This window comes from Sphaerisporangium album (assembly GCF_003323745.1).
Lineage (GTDB): Bacteria > Actinomycetota > Actinomycetes > Streptosporangiales > Streptosporangiaceae > Sphaerisporangium > Sphaerisporangium album.
In genome coordinates, this window is sequence record NZ_QOIL01000009.1 from 23,068 (window position 1) to 39,319 (window position 16,252).

Sequence of the window (16,252 nt, forward strand, 5' to 3'; positions counted from 1 at the left end):
CGGCGTACCCTCCGTCCCGCGATCCCGCGAAGCGCCGTGCCGGTCAGAGCAGGCCCGTCTGCTGCATCAGCTCGATCACCTTGGGCCCGTTCAGCGAGGACAGCTCGATGTCGGGCGGGCTCAGCTCGCCGAGCGGCTTCAGCTTGGGGTTGGTGGGCACGTCGGCGGAGATCGAGTACTCCAGCGCGTCGCTGTCGGCCAGCACCTGCTGGCCGTTCTTGCCGGTAAGGAACTTCACCAGGGCCTGCGCCTCGGCCGGGTGCTTGCTGGACTTGAGCACGCCCGCGCCGGAGACGCCCACGAACGCGCCGGCGTCCTTGTCCGGGAAGAAGTGCAGCTCGACGTTCTTGCTGTTGGTGCCCGCCTCGGCGCGGTCCTGGTACCAGTAGTAGTGGTAGATCACGGCCGCCTGGATCTCGCCGGCGTTGACGGCCCGCATCGCCGCCCCGTTGCCCTGGTAGATCTTCGCGTTGTCCTTGAGGCCCCCCAGCCACTCGGCGGTCGCCCTCTCCCCCTTGACGGCGAGGACGGCGCTGACGATGGCCTGGAAGTCGGCGCCGCCGGCGGCGACGCCGAACCTGCCCTTCCACTCCGGCTTGGCCAGATCCATGATGGACGCCGGCAGCCGGTCCTCGGTGAGCTGCTGGGAGTTGTAGGCGAGGACCGTCGAGCGGGCCGCGAACCCCACCCAGTCGCCCGTCGACGGCGCGTACCGCTTGCCGACCTGGGCCAGGGTGGCCGGGTCGACCTTGGCGAAGCCGCCCTTGCTCGCGACCAGGGTCATCGCCGGCGAGTTCTCGGTGACGAAGACGTCGGCGGGAGACGCGGAGCCCTCCTGGACGATCTGGTTGGCCATGTCGGGGTCCTCCCCCGACCGCATGTCCACCTTGATCCCGGTCTCCTTGGTGAAGGCGTCCACCATGAGCTTCATCAGGTCCTCATGCTGGGCGTTGTAGAGCGTGATCGCCGCCTTCCCGGGCGAGGCGGGCGACGAACCCGCCGTGCCGGAGTCGTCCGTCCCTCCGCACCCGGCCGCCGCCAGCGCGACGGCCAGCGTCCCGGCGGCGAGCATGACCCGGCCGAATCCACGCATCCCACATCCCCCTAAGGCAAGGCAAAGTTAAGTGAGCCTAACCTAAGGCGGCATGGGACGTCCTGTCCAATCCGGATCGCTCGATGACGCGCGGCCGAAATGCGGTCAGAATGACAGAAGGTCGTCGGCGATGGCGAGGAGGCGGACGGCCGCCGCGTCCGACGGCCGGGCCCGTCCCGGCAGTCTCTCGCCGATCCTCCTGAGGAGCGTGTACGGGTCGCCCTCCGGCTCGCGCCGGCTGTTCCGCACCCGCAGCAGGAACTCCAGGCCGCAGGCGGCCTGGGTGGCGAACAGCCCCAGCAGGTCGATGTCGTCCAGATCGCTCCGGGACTCCGCGCGGTCCAGCACCTCCAGGACGCCGACGCACTCCTCGAACCGGATGAGCGGCGCGGCCATGATGGTGCGCGGCACGTAACCGGTGGACTCGGCGGCGTCCTGGGCGAACTGCGTCACCTCCGACACGTCGTCGGCGACCATGGACTGCCCGCTGGCCGCCACCCAGCCGGCGATCCCGGTTCCCGCCGGGAAGCGGCTCCCGACCAGCTCTTTCTCCCCCTGGCCCGAGACGGCTTCGAAGACCAGCTCACCGGTGTCCGGGTCCACCAGGAAGATGGAGGCGGCGGCGGCGCCGAACATGTGGCGGGCCACCTCGACGATGGACTGCAGCAACTTGCGTTCGGTGCCGTCGAAGTCGTCAGGGGACATGTGCCTCTCCGTTCTGCATCGTGTTGTCCGCCGCCAGATAGAGGACCGTCTTCAGCTGGAACGGCGTCATCCAGGGGTGCTTGCTGAGGATGAGGGCGCAGATGCCGGTGATGTGCGGCGCGGCGAAGCTGTTGCCGGTGCTGCGGATCTCCCGACCGCCGGGCCACGCGACCGGCACCTTCACCCCGCGCGCGTGGAACTCCGCGGGCGGCGCGGGGTTGTAGAAGTACGTCATCGGGTCGGCCAGGTCATGGCTGGCCACGGAGACCACCGACGAGAACGTCCACGGGAAGCTGAGCACGGGCATGTTGTGCGCCGCGGCGATCAGCAGGCAACGCCGGAAGTACGCGCGGTCGGCCAGTTCCTGGAGGGATTCCCTGAAGGTGGACCTCGTGGTGGAAAGGCTGAGGTTGATCAGGTCGAACCCCGCGTCGATGGCCCATCTGAGCCCGGTGACGAGGGCACTGCCGCTGCCGGTCTTCCCGTCGGTGAGCACGCGCAGCGAGGTGAGCGACGCGCCGGGAGCGATCGACCTGATCACTCCGGCGCAGGCCGTGCCGTGCCCGGCGGGGTCGGCGGGGGCGCAGCCGGCGACCGTGAGCCCGCCCCCGTCGCCGCTGACGACCTCGTACGCCCGTTCCACGCCGCCGATCCTGGGATGGTCCGCGTCCACGCCCGTGTCCACCACGCACACGCGCGCACCGGTGCCGTCGGCCCCGCCCCAGGCCCACTCCTTGGTGACCCCCGCCAGCGGGCTGACCTCGAAACGCTCGGGGGCCTGCCGGGCGGTGGCCAGCCCCCACGCGGGCACCCCGGGAAAGTGGGCACGCTTCTCCCTGCGCCAGGGCGGTGTGCTCGTGGGCGTCATGGACACGGCTCCCCCATCCAGTCGTGGACTCTGCGCGCCGGCAGGGTCGCGCCTTTGCCGAGATAGGCGTCGCGTGCGCGCCGGGCGGCGCCGGCCGGGTCGCGGCCGGCCGCCCGGTGGATCCGGGCGACCTCGAACAGGACGTCCCCCCGAAGGCAGGGGTCGTCGGTCGATTCGAGCAGTTCGCTGGCCCGCCCGGCGAGGCCGAGCGCCTCGGCGTGCGCGCCGTCGCGGGACGCGATGGCGGCCCTCGTCGCGACGGCCACCACTTCGCCGCGGCGCTGACGCGGCCGGGCCTCGGGCCGCGCCAGCTCCAGGGCCGCCTGCCGCGCGTCCCCCCGCCGGAGCGTCTCGCGCGCCGCGTAGACCTCCAGGGTGGCGGCGGGCGCCTCGTGTCCCGCCGTACGCAGGACGCCCGCGGCATGCGTGAACAGGCCGCGCGCGGCCTCGTGGTCCCCGTCCAGGGACTCCACCAGCCCCCGTACCTGGACGACGGCGATCGCCGACAGGCCGAGGTCGAGTTCGTCCACGTAACGGGCGGCCGTACCGAGCGTCTCACGGGCGGTCACGAGGTCGCCGGAGAGCGCGAGAAGGCGGGCTCTGGTGACGAGCACCGGCACCAGCAGAGCACGGTCGCCGGCGAATCGGCCCAGCAGGTCGGCGCAGAGCGCGAGCCCCTCCCGCGCCGGAGTGGGCGACCACTGCACCAGCTCGCACAGCCCGCCGAGCAGGCGGTCCTCCTCGTAGCGGTCCCCCATCGCCCCGGCCCGGCGGACCCCGTCGCGCAGTGCCCGGTCGGCGGCGCCGAAACGTCCGTCCTCGATGTGGACCCACGCTTCGAGCTGGTGGAACCGGCACCAGCTCAGCTCGTCCATGGGGTCGAGCTCCAGCAGCTCCCGGAGCGGCCGCAGCTCCGTCCTGCGGGCGCCCGAGCGAACGGCCAGGATCTCGCGTTGGATCGCACAGCTGAGCAGGTTGCGCGGATCGTCCGGCAGCAGGTCCTCCGCGCAGTCCAGGGCCGCGAGCGCCCGGGCGCCGTCCCCTCGTGCCAGTTCCGCGTCGCTGATGCGCACGGCGAGCCGGCGGTGCTCCTCCCTGCCCCGGGGGAGCATCTCGCGGCCCCGTTCCAGCAGCGCGATCGCCGCGGGCAGGTCCTTGCGGTGCAACGCCTGACCGCCCTCCCTGATGAGCGAGTCCGCGGCCCGGTCGGTCAGCTCGGGCAGGCACGGATCGCCGGGGCGCACCTCGCGGGTGAGCCGGCAGGCCGCCAGCAGGTGCTGACTGACGTCTCCCGAGGTCGACCCCGGGAACGGGACGTCGTCCGAGGCGGCGCGGGCCCGCTCGCCGAACCAGTCGGCAAGCCTGCGGTGCCAGTCCGCGCGCGCCTCCTTGCTGGTCATCGCGTAGACGGTCTCCCGGGTGAGGGTCTGGGTGAACTCGAACGCCCCCGGCAGCGCGCCGCGCCGGATCAGCCGGTCGCGCTGGAGCCGTCGCAGGGGCACCGCCGTCGCGGGGGCGGTCGCGTCGCGCAGGGCCTCCACCTGTTCCAGCGTGAAGGTCTGCCCGATGGTCGCCGCCCGTTCGAGGACCTCGCGCTCCGCGTCGCCCAGGCGGCCCAGCCGGGCCCCGAGCAGCGCCTGGATGGTGGGCGGCAGCGAGGCGGCGCCCTCGGCGAGGGTCTCCAGCATCAGCTCGGCGAAGAGCGGGTTGCCGTCCGAGCCGTCGATCACCCGCCGGGCCGTCCGGTCCATGGCGTCGTCGTGGGCGACGACGTCCGCGCGTGCGGCGCAGAGCTCGGCGACCAGCCGCGCGAGGTCCGGCCGGCTCAGCGGGCCGAGCTCCAGCGACACGGCGCCGGCCATGTTCCTTCCCCAGGAGGGACGGATGTCGTAGAGCTCGGGCCGGGCGACGCAGACGAGGAGCACCGGCACGTCGGCGAGCCACGTCGCGCAGTCCTCGATGAGGTCGAGCAGTGTCGGCCCGGCCCACTGCAGGTTGTCCAGCACCACGACCAGCGGCCGGCGCCGGGCGAGGACCTCGAAGAACGACCGCACCGCCTGCGCGATCTCCGCCACCCCGGAGGTGTCCCCGTAGTCCGCGGCGCCCGAGCCGGCCAGCCCGCGCAACGCGCGCTCGGCGTCCGGGCCCACGGCCTCGGCGATGGCGGGCCAGTCGCCGTTGAGGGCTTCGAGCATCTCCGCGATCGGCCGGTAGGTGGCGCCGATGCCGTACGACGGGCAGCGGCCGGTGAGAACGGCGACGCCGTCGGGCAGGTTGTGCAGGAACTCCCTGGCCAGCCGCGACTTGCCGATGCCGGGCGCGCCGAGCAGGGTCGCCATGCCGAACCGCCGGTCGCGGACGACGCGTTCGTGGAGCCGCGTCAGCCGGCGCAGCTCCCCGGCGCGGCCGATCAGCGGGATCGCGCCGGTTCCCGGCTCCGCGCGATCCGGCTCCACGGCGACCAGCCGCCACGCCCGCACGGGATCGCGTTTGCCCTTGAGCCTCAGCGGGGGTACCTCGTCCAGCACCGCGTGGTGCCGGACGAGGCGGGCGACCTCGTCTCCCACGAGGATCTCGCCGGCCTCGGCCGCGGACTGCAGGCGGCTCGCGGTGTTGACCGCGTCACCGATCACGCGCACGTCCGAGGCGGACGCGGCGACGACCACGACCTCGCCGAAGGCGATGCCGCAGTGGGCGTCCAGCCGGATCTCGTGGGTCGGGGCGATCTCGGCGCTCAGGCGGTGCACCGCCGACATCGCCGCGTACGCGGCGAGGGCCGCCCGCAGCGCGTCGTCCTCCCGGCTGACGGGAACACCGAACACCGCCATGATGGCGTCGCCGATGTACTTCTCCAGGACGCCGCCGTGTTCGACGATCTCCGTCCTGCAGGCGGCGTAGTAGCGCTCCAGGATCCGCAGGAGCAGCTCCAGGTCGAGGCGCTCGGCGAGTTCCGTCGACCCGACGATGTCGATGAACAGCACCGCGATGTGACGACGGGCGGGTCGCGGGCCCCTGCCGGTCATACGATCTTGAACTCCTGTCCTTCCACTTCACCCGCGGCGTCGTCCAGGCGCTTCTTGATGGAGTTCAGCAACGCGACCTCGGTCTCGGAGAGCTCGGCGAACACCCGTCGCTGCCGTTCGTCGAGCAGGTCGATGGGATGCCCGGCGGCGCGGAGCCTGCCCAGTGCGTCGAACGCGCCCGATCCGGTTCTGTCCATCGAGTCTTCCTTTCGTCGGCGGCCGGTTCGCCGGGCGATTTCCGGGTGCCGGCGCCATGGAAACTCCGAGGCGCGGATATCGTTCCGCCCGCCCAGCCTGAAACGGCCCGCCGGTGATCGCAAGCGAGCCGGAAACCCACATTCGTGTGGTTTTCGATTTGCATTCCCGAGCAGGCGCCACGGCTTGGAAACCGGTACGGATCAGCCCACGTTCGTGGGGTTGTGTCACCTTGTCGCGACCGGCCCATACTCGACCTGCAACACATCTCACCAGATAGAGAGGTGAAGGCATGGCCTTCGATCCGAGGGAAGCTCTGCGGGACGCGGGTGTCCTGAGCGACCCGATCGCCGCGGAGGTCGAGGAGGCGTTCGCCACCTTGACCCATGAGGAAGTCGACCTGCTCATCTCCCTGAAGTCCCGGCTCCCCGCCGTCCTGCCCGAGGTGCTGGCGCGCTCCCCGCAGGCCGGAGAGTGGGCCACCCCCGAGGTGGTGGCGCACGTCGACGAGGCCCCGAGCATAGGCGGATCGTGCATGTGCGGCGCCTGGTCCGGGTCCGGATCGGGCTGATCCGGTCCGAACGGTTGAACGGAGGCGGCCCCGGCCGCATGTCGCGGGACAGAACGGTCCGGGGCCGCCTCCACCGCTGGATCACGAAGGGGAACGGATGTCCGGGAAGCTGGCGAGAAATCCCGCCTTGTTCGATGTACCAGAAGACCTCACCTACTTCGTGCACGACGAGGACTACCTGGTGGTCAACCCGAATGTGGGCGGCCGGTGTGTCCTCGACGCGCGTGAGTTCGCCATCCTCCAGGCCCTGGCCCGTCCCCGGGCGAGCGGAGAGCACGCGCGGCTCGAAGAGACCCGCGAAACCGATCGGGCCCTCGGAAGAATGATCCTGAACTGGATCGTCTATTACAACGGAATTCGCCCGCAGAGCCGGTTCGTAGAACCTCCGCTGCGGCAGGTGTACTACGCCGTCACCGACGGCTGTAATCTTCGCTGCCCCTACTGTTACGCCTCGTCCGAGAAATGCCTGCCGGGCGAGCTCACCACCGCGGAATCGCTCGCCCTGATCGACCAGATCGCCGATTTCGGGGCCGAGGTCCTGATTTTCACCGGCGGCGAGCCGATGCTCAGGAAAGACCTGTTCCAATTGGTCGAGCACGCCAACGGCCGCGGCCTGAAGTCGAACATCGTCACCAACGCCACGATGATCAGGAAGCCCGCGGCGGCGCGGCGGTTCGCCGAGCTGTTCAACTCCGTGACGGTGAGCGTGGACGGCGGCACGGCCGACACGCACGACCGCACCCGGGGCGCCGGCGCCTTCGCGAAGACCCATCGCGCCCTCCAACTGCTCAACGAGGCCGGTGTGGTGCCGAAGATCAACCACATCGTCACCTCGGAGAACGTCGACGAGCTGGAGGACTTCGCGCTCTTCGTCGAGGGGCTGGAGGTCGACAGCATCCGGCTGATGTACCACAACAATCTGGGCCGCGGGGAGACCGACGACTACGACTTCGGCTGGCAGGACCATCTGAAAATCCAGGAGATCGCCTGGACGTCGCCGGCCGCCGGCAAGCTGAGGCCCGACGGGCCGAGACCCGTCTCGCCGTGCTCGGTCAGGGGCAACTGCGGGATGGGCGGCAACGAGATCTACATCAACTCGCTCGGCGACGTCTACCCGTGCAAGCTCGTCACCGGGCGGGCGCACTACGCGGGCAACGTCAGGCGGCAGTCGCTGTCGGAGGTCTTCGCCAGCCCGGTCCTTCGCGACATGCGCACCAGCACGGTGTTCGGCGGCGACTACCACGCCGACTGCGCGAAGTGCTACATCAAGGCGTCCTGCGGCGGAGGCTGCCGCGCCGCGCACATGGCGGAGTCCAAGGACCTGCGGCGCAACAGCCGCCACCAGTGCCGGATCCTGCGGCACGGCGTCGCCACGCAGCTCTGGCTGGAGGCGGGCGTCAGCCCCTCCGAGCTCGCCAAGAAGAACTTCACGATGACGACGCCGCACCTGGTCGTCAACGACGACGTGCACCCGGTCTTCGACGACTGGAAGACCTATGTTCCCCCCTCGCCCAAAGCCGTCAGGATCGGCGAGCTGCTTCCCATAACGCCGGCATAGCGGAGGTGGAGTGTGTCACTGCGGATCAACGACTCCGTCGTATGGCAGGAGACCGCGGAAGGCGTCTCCCTGTACGACATCGACACGGGCGCCTTCACGACCCTGAACGCGACCGCCGCCAGGATCTGGATGCTCATCGACAGCGACGGGGAACGCGAGCCGATCGTCTCGAAGCTCTCCCAGGAGTTCGCCGGCGGCAACACCGCGGTGAGCAGGCGCATCCGGGCGGACGTGCAGGACTTCCTCGGCACCATGATCGAGCGCAAGCTGGTCGAAGAGCACCCGGCATGAGGCGGCCACCGACCCGGCCCGGCCGGCCGTGCTGACCGCGCGCCCGTGAACAGGGCGATCGTCCTCGGCGGGGGCTTCGCGGGGGTGCTGGCCGCCGCCGTGCTGGCCCGGCACGCGGACGACGTCATCCTGATCGAGACCGACCGTTACCCGCCCGGCCCCCGCCCCCGGCGGGGGCTGCCCCAGTCCCACCACAACCACGTGCTCGTGACCGGCGGCGCGAGGGCGCTGCAGGCGCTGCTTCCCGGCACCCTTGAGGCGCTCTACGCGCGCGGGGCGCACCGGCGGGGCCTGTCCGGCGGTGCGCTGATCCTCGCCGCGCAGGGATGGTTCCGGCGCATCGACACCGAGGCCTACCTCGTCGCGTGCAGCCGGGGACTGCTTGACCAGGTGGTGCGGGAGCGGGCGCTGGGCGGCGGCGCCGTCTCGGTGTGGGAGGGGGCGCAGGCGCTGGGGCTGGTGGGGGACGCGACCCGGGTCACCGGCGTCCGTGCCGGGCGCGTGGGAGGTCCGGCGCGGACCTTCCAGGCCGATCTCGTCGTGGACGCGACGGGGCGCAGGTCCAAGGCGCCCCGGTGGCTGGCCGAGCTCGGAGCACCGGACGTCGAGGAGGCCGGCGTCACCTCGGGCCTGGCGTACTCCACACGGGTCTACCAGGCGCCTCCCGAACTCGCCGGCGGCGTACCGGCGATCATGATCCATCCCGGCCCGGCGCAGGGGCGGCCGGCGCAGGGGGCGACGCTGTTCCCGATCGAGGACGACCGGTGGGTCGTCACCCTGACCGGCACCAGGGGTGGCGAGCCGCCGGCCGACGAGCAGGGCTTCACGCGCTTCGCGCGCTGCCTGCGCCACCCGATCGTGGCGGACCTCATGGCGGCGGCCACGCCCCTCGGCGGCGTCAGGCCCTACCGCGACACCGCGAACAGGCGGCGCTTCTACGAACGCGCCCGCCTGCCCGCCGGCTTCCTCGCGACGGGCGACGCGGTCGTCGCGGTGAACCCCGTCCACTCGCACGGGATGTCCGTCGCCGCGCTGGGCGCGCTCAGGCTGGACAGGGAGCTGACCCGGCGCGGGTTCGACCCGTCCCTCACCCCGGACCTTCAGGCCGCCGTGGCGGCGGAGGCGGAGACGTCGTGGCGGATGGCCGTCCGGCAGGACGGCGGGCACGCCGGCGGAGCGGACGAGCGGCGGGAGGCGTCCGCGTTCGAGCGCCGGATCCGGACCCGTCTGGCCCGGGCGGCGCTGAGCAGCCCGGAACTCGCGGCCGACCTCTTCCACGCCCAGACGCTGATCCAGGCGGAGGCCCGGACGGACACGTCGTCGCGGTCGCGGGCGCTCAGGGGCGAGCCGGATCCCCTGCTCTCGTCGCCGGAGGCGATCGCGCAGTTCCCGGGCCTTCACGCGTGGTGGCTCTCGCGGTCGATCCCGCCGGTCACGCCGGTCCGCGTGCCCGTGGGCGGTGAGATCCCCCGGCGATGAAGCCGGACTCGTACGCGATGCCGACCGCGTGCGCCCGGTTGGCGGCCTTCAGCTTGGTGAGGATGCGGGCGAGGTGGGAACGGACCGTTCCAGCGCCGATGCCCAGTTTCTCGGCGATACCGGCGTTGGACAGGCCGGTCGCGACCAGCGCCAGCACCTCGGCCTCGCGGCGGGTGAGCGCCGCGAGCCGGTCGTCGACCCCGGCGGTCACGGCGGCGATGCGGTCGCGGAGCAGCGTGATCATCGAAGTGGAGATGAACGTGTGGCCCGCGGAGACCAGCCGTATCGCGGGCACGATCTCCTCCAGCAGCGACTCCCTGTGGACGAAGCCGCCGACCCCCTCACGAAGCGCGCGCCCGAGCAGTTCCTCGTCCAGCGCTTCGGAGACCAGCACCACCTGCGTCCTGTTCCTGGTCTGCGCCGCGACGGCCAGGGCGACCTCGGCGCCGCCCGGCAGCCGTAGCGCCGCGTTCACCACCGCGACCCTCGGCCGGTGCCGGACGACCAGATCGCTCAGCGCCTGGGTGGCGCCGGCCTCCCCTACCACGTAGAAGCCGTTGCCCATGTGCAGCAGGCCCCTGAGCTTGGCGCGCAAGACCCGGTCCGGGTCTCCGACGACGACCCGCAGGGCGGGTATCGCCTCACCTGCGGCCACCCATTCGCCCCGTTGTGTCAAGTGACCTTCCGATTTGAGCGAGTTTGCGCGACCGGCTCATTATGCGCATTCACCGCGTCGGACCACCAGAGCACGGAGCGTACTCATGCCGCCCGCCCTGGTGGATCGGCCCTGACGTTTTCCGGGCGCTCAGACCGGATCCGCGACCAGGATCCGAACCGCCGAGCCCCCGAGCGGCGGCGTGACCCCGGCCAGCGCGAACCCGCCGGCCGCGAGCAGGCGCCGGAACTCGTCCCGGTCGCGTTCCCGGCCACCGGTGTAGACGAGCATGGCGATGTCGCTCATGACGACCGCGGCCCCCTCCGGCGTGCCGATCCTGGACGGCAGCACCGGTTCCAGCACCAGCAGGCGCCCGCCGGCGGCGATCGACGCGCGGCACCCGCGCAGCAGCGTGACGCACCGCTCGTCGTCCCAGTCGTGCAGGACGCCCTTCACGAGCAGCAGGTCGCCCTCCGGCACGGCCTCGAAGAAGTCGCCGGTCCGGATCGAACAGCGATCGGACACCCCCGCGCGGCGGAACGTCTCGGCCGCGCCCGCCACCCCCTCGGCGGTGTCGAACAGGACGCCACGGGCGTCGGACGCGGCCGCCAGGATCGCGGCCAGCAGGGCGCCGTTCCCGCCCCCGATGTCGACCACGGTCCGCGCGCCGGAGAAGTCGTACGCCTTGGGGACCTCGGGCGCGATCTGCCCGGTGCCCTCGCGCATCGCCGTGTTGAAGATGCCGGACAACTCCGGGTCGCGGGCGAGGTGGTCGAAGAGCGGCCGGCCGTGCACGTGGTCGAACGCCGCCTCGCCGGTACGCGCGGCGTGGGTCAGCGCCCCCCACGCCCGCCACGTCGCGGGGTCGCCGAGCAGCAGCACGCCGGAGCGCATCGACCGCGGGTGGCCCGCGAGCAGCGGCCGGCCCATCTCGGCCAGCGCGTAGTGCCCGGGTGGTTCCTCGGCGACCACGCCCAGCACGACCAGCGCCCGCACCAGCCGGCGCAGCGCCCCCGGGTCCGCGCCGACGGCGTCCGCCAGCCGCCCGATCGGCAGCGCGCCGGCGGCCAGGGCGTCCGGCACGCCCAGCCGGACGGCCGCGTACAGGATCTGCGAGGCGGTGAAGCCGAACGCCATCCGGGACAGCGTCGCGTACGCCTCGCGGGGCGGGACGTGGTCGGTCATCGGCTGCTCCCTTTCAACGTTCGCGAGGGCGCCGCACCAGCACGGGCAGGCGGCGTACCCCGTGCAGGAACAGGTCCGGCGTCCATCGCAGGTCGGCGGGGTCGACCGCCAGGGCCAGGTCCGGGAAGCGGCGCACCAGCGTGCCGATGGCGGCCCGGGCCTGCATCCGCGCCAGGGCCGCGCCGAGGCAGAAGTGGATGCCGTGGCCGAAGCCCAGATGCCGGTTCGGGTCGCGGCCGATGTCAAAGACGTCCGGCCGCGGGAACACCGCCGGGTCGCGGTTGGCCGCCAGCAGCACGGGCACGACGATGTCACCGCGGGGGATCACGGTCCCCCCGATCTCGACGTCGGCCAGCGCGTACAGCGGCCGCGAGTGCCCGACGGGGCCGTTGAACCGCGCGGCCTCCTCGACCATGGAGTCGATCATCCCCGGTCGCGCGCGCAGCCGCGTGAGCTGTTCGGGGTGGCGCAGCAGTTCGAGCACTCCGTTGCCGATGAGGTTGACCGTCGTCTCGTCTCCGGCGAACAGCAACTGGAACACGCTGGATATCAGCTCGACGTGGCTGATGTCGCCGGTCCGCTCGGCCTGGAGCAGCCGGGACAGCAGGTCCTCCCGCGGGCGGGCCCGCCGCTCGTCGATCCTCTCCTCGACGTACGCGACGAATTCCATCCCGGCCGCGCGCACCCGGGCCACGTCCCGGCCGCGCAGCATGTCGTCGCTCCACCGGCGCAGCCGCGCCCGGTCCGCGTGCGGGAAGCCGAGCAGCTCGGCGACGATCAGGATCGGCAGCGGCAGGGCCAGCGCCTCGATGAGGTCCACCTCGCCGTCCGCGCCCGCCGGGTCGTCGGCCAGATGGTCCGCCAGGTCGTCGGCGAGCCCGGCGACGACCTGGCGGACGCGCCGGTCGAGCGCCGCCGTCGCCCGGGGGCCGAACGCGGGCGCCATCAGCCGCCGCAGCCGGGTGTGGTCCGGCGGATCGAGGTTGAACATGTTCCGTCTCACCATCGCCAGCGGGTCACCGTCCTGCCCGCGGTGGAGCGCGGCGAGCTCGTCGGGCAGCCGGTCGAGCTGCCGCCCGATCTCCGGGTCGAGGAGCGCGCGCCGCACGTCCGCGTACCGGGTCAGGTACCAGAACGCGCGGCCGGTCGCCGGGCTCGCGTGGCGGTGGACGGGGGCCCGTTCGCGCATCCGGTGGAAGAGCGGATGCGGGTCGGGACGGTGCCGCGGGGCGGTCGGGTCGAACGACCGGCCGAGCGTGGTCGCGGTCATCGGCCTCTCCTCACGCGTGCGCGGCCACCCGGCCGCGCGCGACGATCGCTCAACGCCCGGTCGACGCGCGGGCGTTCTGGACGTCCAGGGCGAAGAACCGTCTGGCGACGCGGCCCAGGTCCTCCAGCCCGCGAAACCCCCGCCTGGCCATCTCGACCTGCGCCGACGTGCCCTTCCGCTGCCAGCGGCGCAGGAAGAACCTTCCGCAGATCTCCGGCGACGGGACGACCACCCGGTCGCGCGTCCGTTCGGCGACCTCGTCGGCGCGGGCCACCGTCGCGGCCCACTCGTCCAGGCGGCCCGACTCCCGGAGCCGCGCGAGGACGTGCGGCCTCCAGTCGGCCGACTGCCAGACCGGCCACACCCGCACCATGACCGTCCGCAGCAGCTCGGCGGGGGGCAGCGTGTCCGGCTCCGTCCCGGTGAGCCACGACGCGAGGGCGGGCGGCGGCGCGGAGCGGCCGTCGGCCCCGAGCCTGGCGCGGGCGTACGCCTCCACGTCCGTGCCGCGCTCGCGGGCGAAGTCCTCCAGCAGACCGGTCAGGACCTCCTCGTGCAGCCGGGGGTAGTCGTCGCCGAAGAGCCGCGCCGCGTTCAGGGCGTCGAGATCGGACATCCACCGGCCGGGCGCGTACTCGCGCGTCGACCGCCATTTCAGCGCCTCGTAGTGGGTGATCCCCGTCAGAGCGGACCGGGCCTCCCACGCCGTGGACGCCTCGTCCGGGCGGTCGCCGGCCGCTCTCAGCGCGGCCACCGCGTCCAGCCGCTTCAGGTCCCACTCCCCCGAGCCGATCATCCGCCGGAGCGTGCTCAGCGCCTCGTGGTCCTCCGGGCCGAGCTCCTGTTCCAGCTCATGCCAGGTCCGGTGGGTGAAGGGCCGGCGCTTCGCCGCCTCGACGATCCGCTCACCGGCCGCGGCGGGGACGAGATCGGTCCTCGCACCCTCCTGGCAGCCGTAGCGGACGTTCACCATCGCCACCGTGCCGACGGGGTAGCCCACGTCGGCGGGCCCGTGCAGCACCGCGACCTCGTCGTCCCCGTCGACCTCCCCCGTCGCGTACATGCGGAACACGGCCCCGGCGCCCCTCATGCCGTACGGGCTCAGCTCCGCCGCCCGCAGCGCGCCCATGCTCGCCGCGCCGATGACGTTCACGCCCTCGTCGAGCAGCCACAGGATCTCCTTGTGGCCCACCGAAAGCCGCTCGCGGTAGTAGCCGTCGATGATGACGGCGGTGTCGTCGCGGTTCCACCCTTCCCTGAGCAGGTCCCCCCGGGCCACGGGTGGCCGCACCCGGGCCTCCGGGACCACGCCGAGCACCTGGTCCTCGGAGATCGTCGGACCGGCGTAGACGACGACCTTGCGGGGGCTCATCAGAACACCTCCGGGCGCACGCGGCTGCCGGGCGCCACCACACGGACGACGGGGACCCCGATGTCCTCCCTGGTCAGGTCGATGACGACGGGCGCGTGCGCGAACGCGACCGCCGCCCGCTTGACCACGTCCTCCAGGTCGTCTACCAGGCTCCCGTGCGCCCGCAGCGTCTGGATCGGCTCGCCGGGACCCGCCGCCGGGACGGGCGCCGCGTCCTTGTGGAAGTCCGGCAGCAGGTCGTCCCGCGCGCCGGAGATGTAGCCCAGCCTCGCCTGCGCGGCCTCGGTGACGGCCCGGGTGAGCGCTATCTCGGAGCTGAGATGGCAGCCGTACCCCACGAACCCCGGAGGGTAGTCATCGCAGGAGACGCGGGCGAGGAAGCACGGCAGCTCCGTGGGCGACGGCAGGGACCTGACCTCCAGCCGGACCCGGGCCCGCGCCGTCATCGCGCACAGCTCGCCGACGACCGGCGACCCCGACGTCTCCGGGTCGACGAGGACGCCCCGGTCGCCGCCGCTGATCGCCGTCGTCACGGCATCCCTCTCGACCACCTCGTACAACGCGTGCAGGACGGCCTCGGCCACCGTGTTCCCGCTGGCCAGGCCGTTGGTCGACTCGAAGAACGCCGGAGGGTTCCAGCCCGCCCTGCGCACCAGCGAGAACCCCACCACGTCCGCGGGAACGAGCGTCTCCGCGCCGTCGACCAGCGACCTGCCGGCGACCCAGTCCAGCGGCAGCCCATCGTGCAGCACGGTCGGCGTGGAGAGCGGCAGGTCGCGGACGTCGTAGCCCAGCCGCCCGGCGACCTCGCGCGGCGGCGCCGTCGCCACGGGGCAGAGGGGTTGCTCCGCGTGCCACAGCTCGACGGCCTCCATCATCGCCGACAGCCTCGCCAGCTCCGGAGTGACCCCCTTGCCCTGCGAGACGGCGAGCGTCCTGGACGTCGGTCTGATGGCCTGGAAGGTCGGGATTCCTATGGTGTCGAGGAGGGTGATGTCCGCGACCCGGGTGACGCCGACCCTCCGCGCCGCACGACCGGCCATCTCCAGCGTGGCCGCCGGATCGTGGGCTCTGTCCGTGCCGGGCAGCCGCACCTTGGAGCGGTCGGAGTCGGAGAAGATCCACGAGAAGGAGGAGTTGTCTGTCCGCATCGTCCCTTGCCCTTGTACGGGGTCAGATGTTGCGCGCGCGGTTGAGCAGGCCACGGCCGCCCACGGTGTAGCCGATGGCCGCCATGACGGCCAGCACGAGCAGGTCCGGCCACGCGTCGCCGAAACCGAAGATCGCGGCGTCCCGCATGCCGTTGATCGCGTACGTCAGCGGGTTGACCACCGACACCCACTGCAGCACCGTCGGCATGCTGTCGAAGGTGTAGAGCGACGGGGCGCTGAAGACCAGGACGGGCATCGACACGTTCGAGAGCACCATGAACGCCTGGAAGTCCGTGATCGTGATGGCCGCCGCCAGGTACAGCCCGTTGAAGGCCAGGGCCGCCAGCGTGAGCGCGGCCAGCAGGCCCACCCAGCCCTCCCAGCCGAATGGGAAGTCGAAGATGAGCACCGCCGCGGCGAGGCCCAGCAGGCTCTGGCCCAGCACGAGCGACACTCCGGCGATCATCTTGCCCAGCAGGAACCGCGACCTGCGCATCGGGTAGGACCACAGCTGGGTCGCCACCCCGCTCAGCTCCTCCTGGAACAGCGCCATGCCGGACGTGCCCGCCGCGCTGACGACCGACATCCCCAGCGTCATCGGCAGGAGGAAGACCGCGAACCCGACCTGGACGCCCTTGTAGCCGACGACCTGCACGAGGTTGCTCAGCGAGGTGTTCACCAGCAGCAGGTACACCAGCATCGGCGTCAGGCCGAGGATGAGGTACACCCGGTTGCGGGCGAGCAGCGCGTACTCGCGGTAGACCACCGCCGACAGGTCGGCCGTCTTCGCGACCGCGACGGGTGGAGTGTGGGTGAACTGCAGTTTTTCGGTCATC

15 protein-coding genes are annotated in these 16,252 nt (G+C 72.2%); 4 read left to right on the forward strand and 11 right to left on the reverse strand.

The genetic code is table 11. From position 1 onward, the window contains the following. Positions 1 to 43 precede the first annotated feature (43 nt). The 5 genes from DQ384_RS17020 to DQ384_RS17040 form a co-directional block, all read right to left on the reverse strand. Positions 44 to 1,093 carry an iron ABC transporter substrate-binding protein gene (locus DQ384_RS17020; RefSeq protein ID WP_114029819.1) on the reverse strand — a complete coding sequence of 350 codons (1,050 nt, stop codon included), beginning with the start codon at positions 1,091 to 1,093 and terminating at the stop codon, positions 44 to 46. 105 nt (positions 1,094 to 1,198) lie between these two features. Then, positions 1,199 to 1,798 (reverse strand): GAF domain-containing protein, encoded by a 600-nt coding sequence (locus tag DQ384_RS17025; RefSeq protein WP_114029820.1) that lies wholly within the window; start codon positions 1,796 to 1,798, stop codon positions 1,199 to 1,201. Next, the gene (locus DQ384_RS17030) at positions 1,788 to 2,666 is read right to left on the reverse strand and encodes a S8 family serine peptidase (RefSeq protein WP_114029821.1); all 879 of its coding nucleotides are present in this window, start codon (positions 2,664 to 2,666) and stop codon (positions 1,788 to 1,790) included. The genes DQ384_RS17025 and DQ384_RS17030 overlap by 11 nt, the downstream gene beginning before the upstream one ends. Beyond that, positions 2,663 to 5,689: an ATP-binding protein gene (locus DQ384_RS17035; RefSeq protein WP_114029822.1), complete on the reverse strand. Its 3,027-nt coding sequence runs from the start codon at positions 5,687 to 5,689 to the stop codon at positions 2,663 to 2,665. Before DQ384_RS17035 ends, DQ384_RS17030 begins: the two co-directional genes overlap by 4 nt. Beyond that, on the reverse strand, positions 5,686 to 5,886 hold the full coding sequence (locus DQ384_RS17040; protein ID WP_114029823.1) for an aroma-sacti cluster domain-containing protein: 201 nt from the start codon (positions 5,884 to 5,886) through the stop codon (positions 5,686 to 5,688). The genes DQ384_RS17035 and DQ384_RS17040 overlap by 4 nt, the downstream gene beginning before the upstream one ends. Positions 5,887 to 6,176: 290 nt before the next feature. Here DQ384_RS17040 and DQ384_RS17045 point away from each other — a divergent pair, with 290 nt between their 5' ends. From DQ384_RS17045 to DQ384_RS17060, 4 genes are all read left to right on the forward strand, one after another. Beyond that, the gene (locus DQ384_RS17045) at positions 6,177 to 6,455 is read left to right on the forward strand and encodes a StsA-related sactipeptide RiPP (protein WP_114029824.1); all 279 of its coding nucleotides are present in this window, start codon (positions 6,177 to 6,179) and stop codon (positions 6,453 to 6,455) included. Between the two features lie 97 nt (positions 6,456 to 6,552). Then, positions 6,553 to 8,013, forward strand: coding sequence for a StsB family radical SAM/SPASM domain sactipeptide maturase (gene stsB / locus DQ384_RS17050; RefSeq protein ID WP_114029825.1), 1,461 nt, complete (start codon positions 6,553 to 6,555; stop codon positions 8,011 to 8,013). 12 nt (positions 8,014 to 8,025) lie between these two features. Next, complete coding sequence (locus tag DQ384_RS17055) at positions 8,026 to 8,304, forward strand: PqqD family protein (protein ID WP_114029826.1); 279 nt, start codon at positions 8,026 to 8,028, stop codon at positions 8,302 to 8,304. A 45-nt stretch (positions 8,305 to 8,349) separates the two neighbouring features. Beyond that, the gene (locus tag DQ384_RS17060) at positions 8,350 to 9,783 is read left to right on the forward strand and encodes an NAD(P)/FAD-dependent oxidoreductase (protein WP_114029827.1); all 1,434 of its coding nucleotides are present in this window, start codon (positions 8,350 to 8,352) and stop codon (positions 9,781 to 9,783) included. On the opposite strand, the gene DQ384_RS17065 is transcribed toward DQ384_RS17060, so the two are convergent. From DQ384_RS17065 to DQ384_RS17090, 6 genes are all read right to left on the reverse strand, one after another. Further along, positions 9,737 to 10,438 carry a response regulator transcription factor gene (locus tag DQ384_RS17065; RefSeq protein ID WP_181871255.1) on the reverse strand — a complete coding sequence of 234 codons (702 nt, stop codon included), beginning with the start codon at positions 10,436 to 10,438 and terminating at the stop codon, positions 9,737 to 9,739. The genes DQ384_RS17060 and DQ384_RS17065 overlap by 47 nt on opposite strands. Positions 10,439 to 10,588: 150 nt before the next feature. Then, complete coding sequence (locus DQ384_RS17070) at positions 10,589 to 11,623, reverse strand: methyltransferase (RefSeq protein ID WP_114029829.1); 1,035 nt, start codon at positions 11,621 to 11,623, stop codon at positions 10,589 to 10,591. A 13-nt stretch (positions 11,624 to 11,636) separates the two neighbouring features. Then, entirely contained in the window at positions 11,637 to 12,893 is a 1,257-nt protein-coding gene (locus DQ384_RS17075) for a cytochrome P450 family protein (RefSeq protein ID WP_114029830.1), read from the reverse strand. A 49-nt stretch (positions 12,894 to 12,942) separates the two neighbouring features. Continuing rightward, positions 12,943 to 14,265, reverse strand: a complete 1,323-nt coding sequence (locus tag DQ384_RS17080) for a TfuA-like protein (RefSeq protein WP_114029831.1) — start codon at positions 14,263 to 14,265, stop codon at positions 12,943 to 12,945. Beyond that, positions 14,265 to 15,416 carry a YcaO-like family protein gene (locus DQ384_RS17085; protein ID WP_114029832.1) on the reverse strand — a complete coding sequence of 384 codons (1,152 nt, stop codon included), beginning with the start codon at positions 15,414 to 15,416 and terminating at the stop codon, positions 14,265 to 14,267. The genes DQ384_RS17080 and DQ384_RS17085 overlap by 1 nt, the downstream gene beginning before the upstream one ends. A gap of 22 nt (positions 15,417 to 15,438) precedes the next feature. Continuing rightward, positions 15,439 to 16,251 carry an ABC transporter permease gene (locus DQ384_RS17090; protein ID WP_114029833.1) on the reverse strand — a complete coding sequence of 271 codons (813 nt, stop codon included), beginning with the start codon at positions 16,249 to 16,251 and terminating at the stop codon, positions 15,439 to 15,441. Position 16,252: the final 1 nt, after the last annotated feature.

Bases quoted from the DNA above. Each gene is read 5' to 3' on its own strand.
- DQ384_RS17020 (WP_114029819.1), bottom strand. From the start codon at position 1,093: ATGCGTGGATTCGGCCGGGTCATGCTCGCCGCCGGGACGCTGGCCGTC.
- DQ384_RS17025 (WP_114029820.1), bottom strand. From the start codon at position 1,798: ATGTCCCCTGACGACTTCGACGGCACCGAACGCAAGTTGCTGCAGTCC.
- DQ384_RS17030 (WP_114029821.1), bottom strand. From the start codon at position 2,666: ATGACGCCCACGAGCACACCGCCCTGGCGCAGGGAGAAGCGTGCCCAC.
- DQ384_RS17035 (WP_114029822.1), bottom strand. From the start codon at position 5,689: ATGACCGGCAGGGGCCCGCGACCCGCCCGTCGTCACATCGCGGTGCTG.
- DQ384_RS17040 (WP_114029823.1), bottom strand. From the start codon at position 5,886: ATGGACAGAACCGGATCGGGCGCGTTCGACGCACTGGGCAGGCTCCGC.
- DQ384_RS17045 (WP_114029824.1), top strand. From the start codon at position 6,177: ATGGCCTTCGATCCGAGGGAAGCTCTGCGGGACGCGGGTGTCCTGAGC.
- stsB (WP_114029825.1), top strand. From the start codon at position 6,553: ATGTCCGGGAAGCTGGCGAGAAATCCCGCCTTGTTCGATGTACCAGAA.
- DQ384_RS17070 (WP_114029829.1), bottom strand. From the start codon at position 11,623: ATGACCGACCACGTCCCGCCCCGCGAGGCGTACGCGACGCTGTCCCGG.
- DQ384_RS17075 (WP_114029830.1), bottom strand. From the start codon at position 12,893: ATGACCGCGACCACGCTCGGCCGGTCGTTCGACCCGACCGCCCCGCGG.
- DQ384_RS17080 (WP_114029831.1), bottom strand. From the start codon at position 14,265: ATGAGCCCCCGCAAGGTCGTCGTCTACGCCGGTCCGACGATCTCCGAG.
- DQ384_RS17085 (WP_114029832.1), bottom strand. From the start codon at position 15,416: ATGCGGACAGACAACTCCTCCTTCTCGTGGATCTTCTCCGACTCCGAC.
- DQ384_RS17090 (WP_114029833.1), bottom strand. From the start codon at position 16,251: ATGACCGAAAAACTGCAGTTCACCCACACTCCACCCGTCGCGGTCGCG.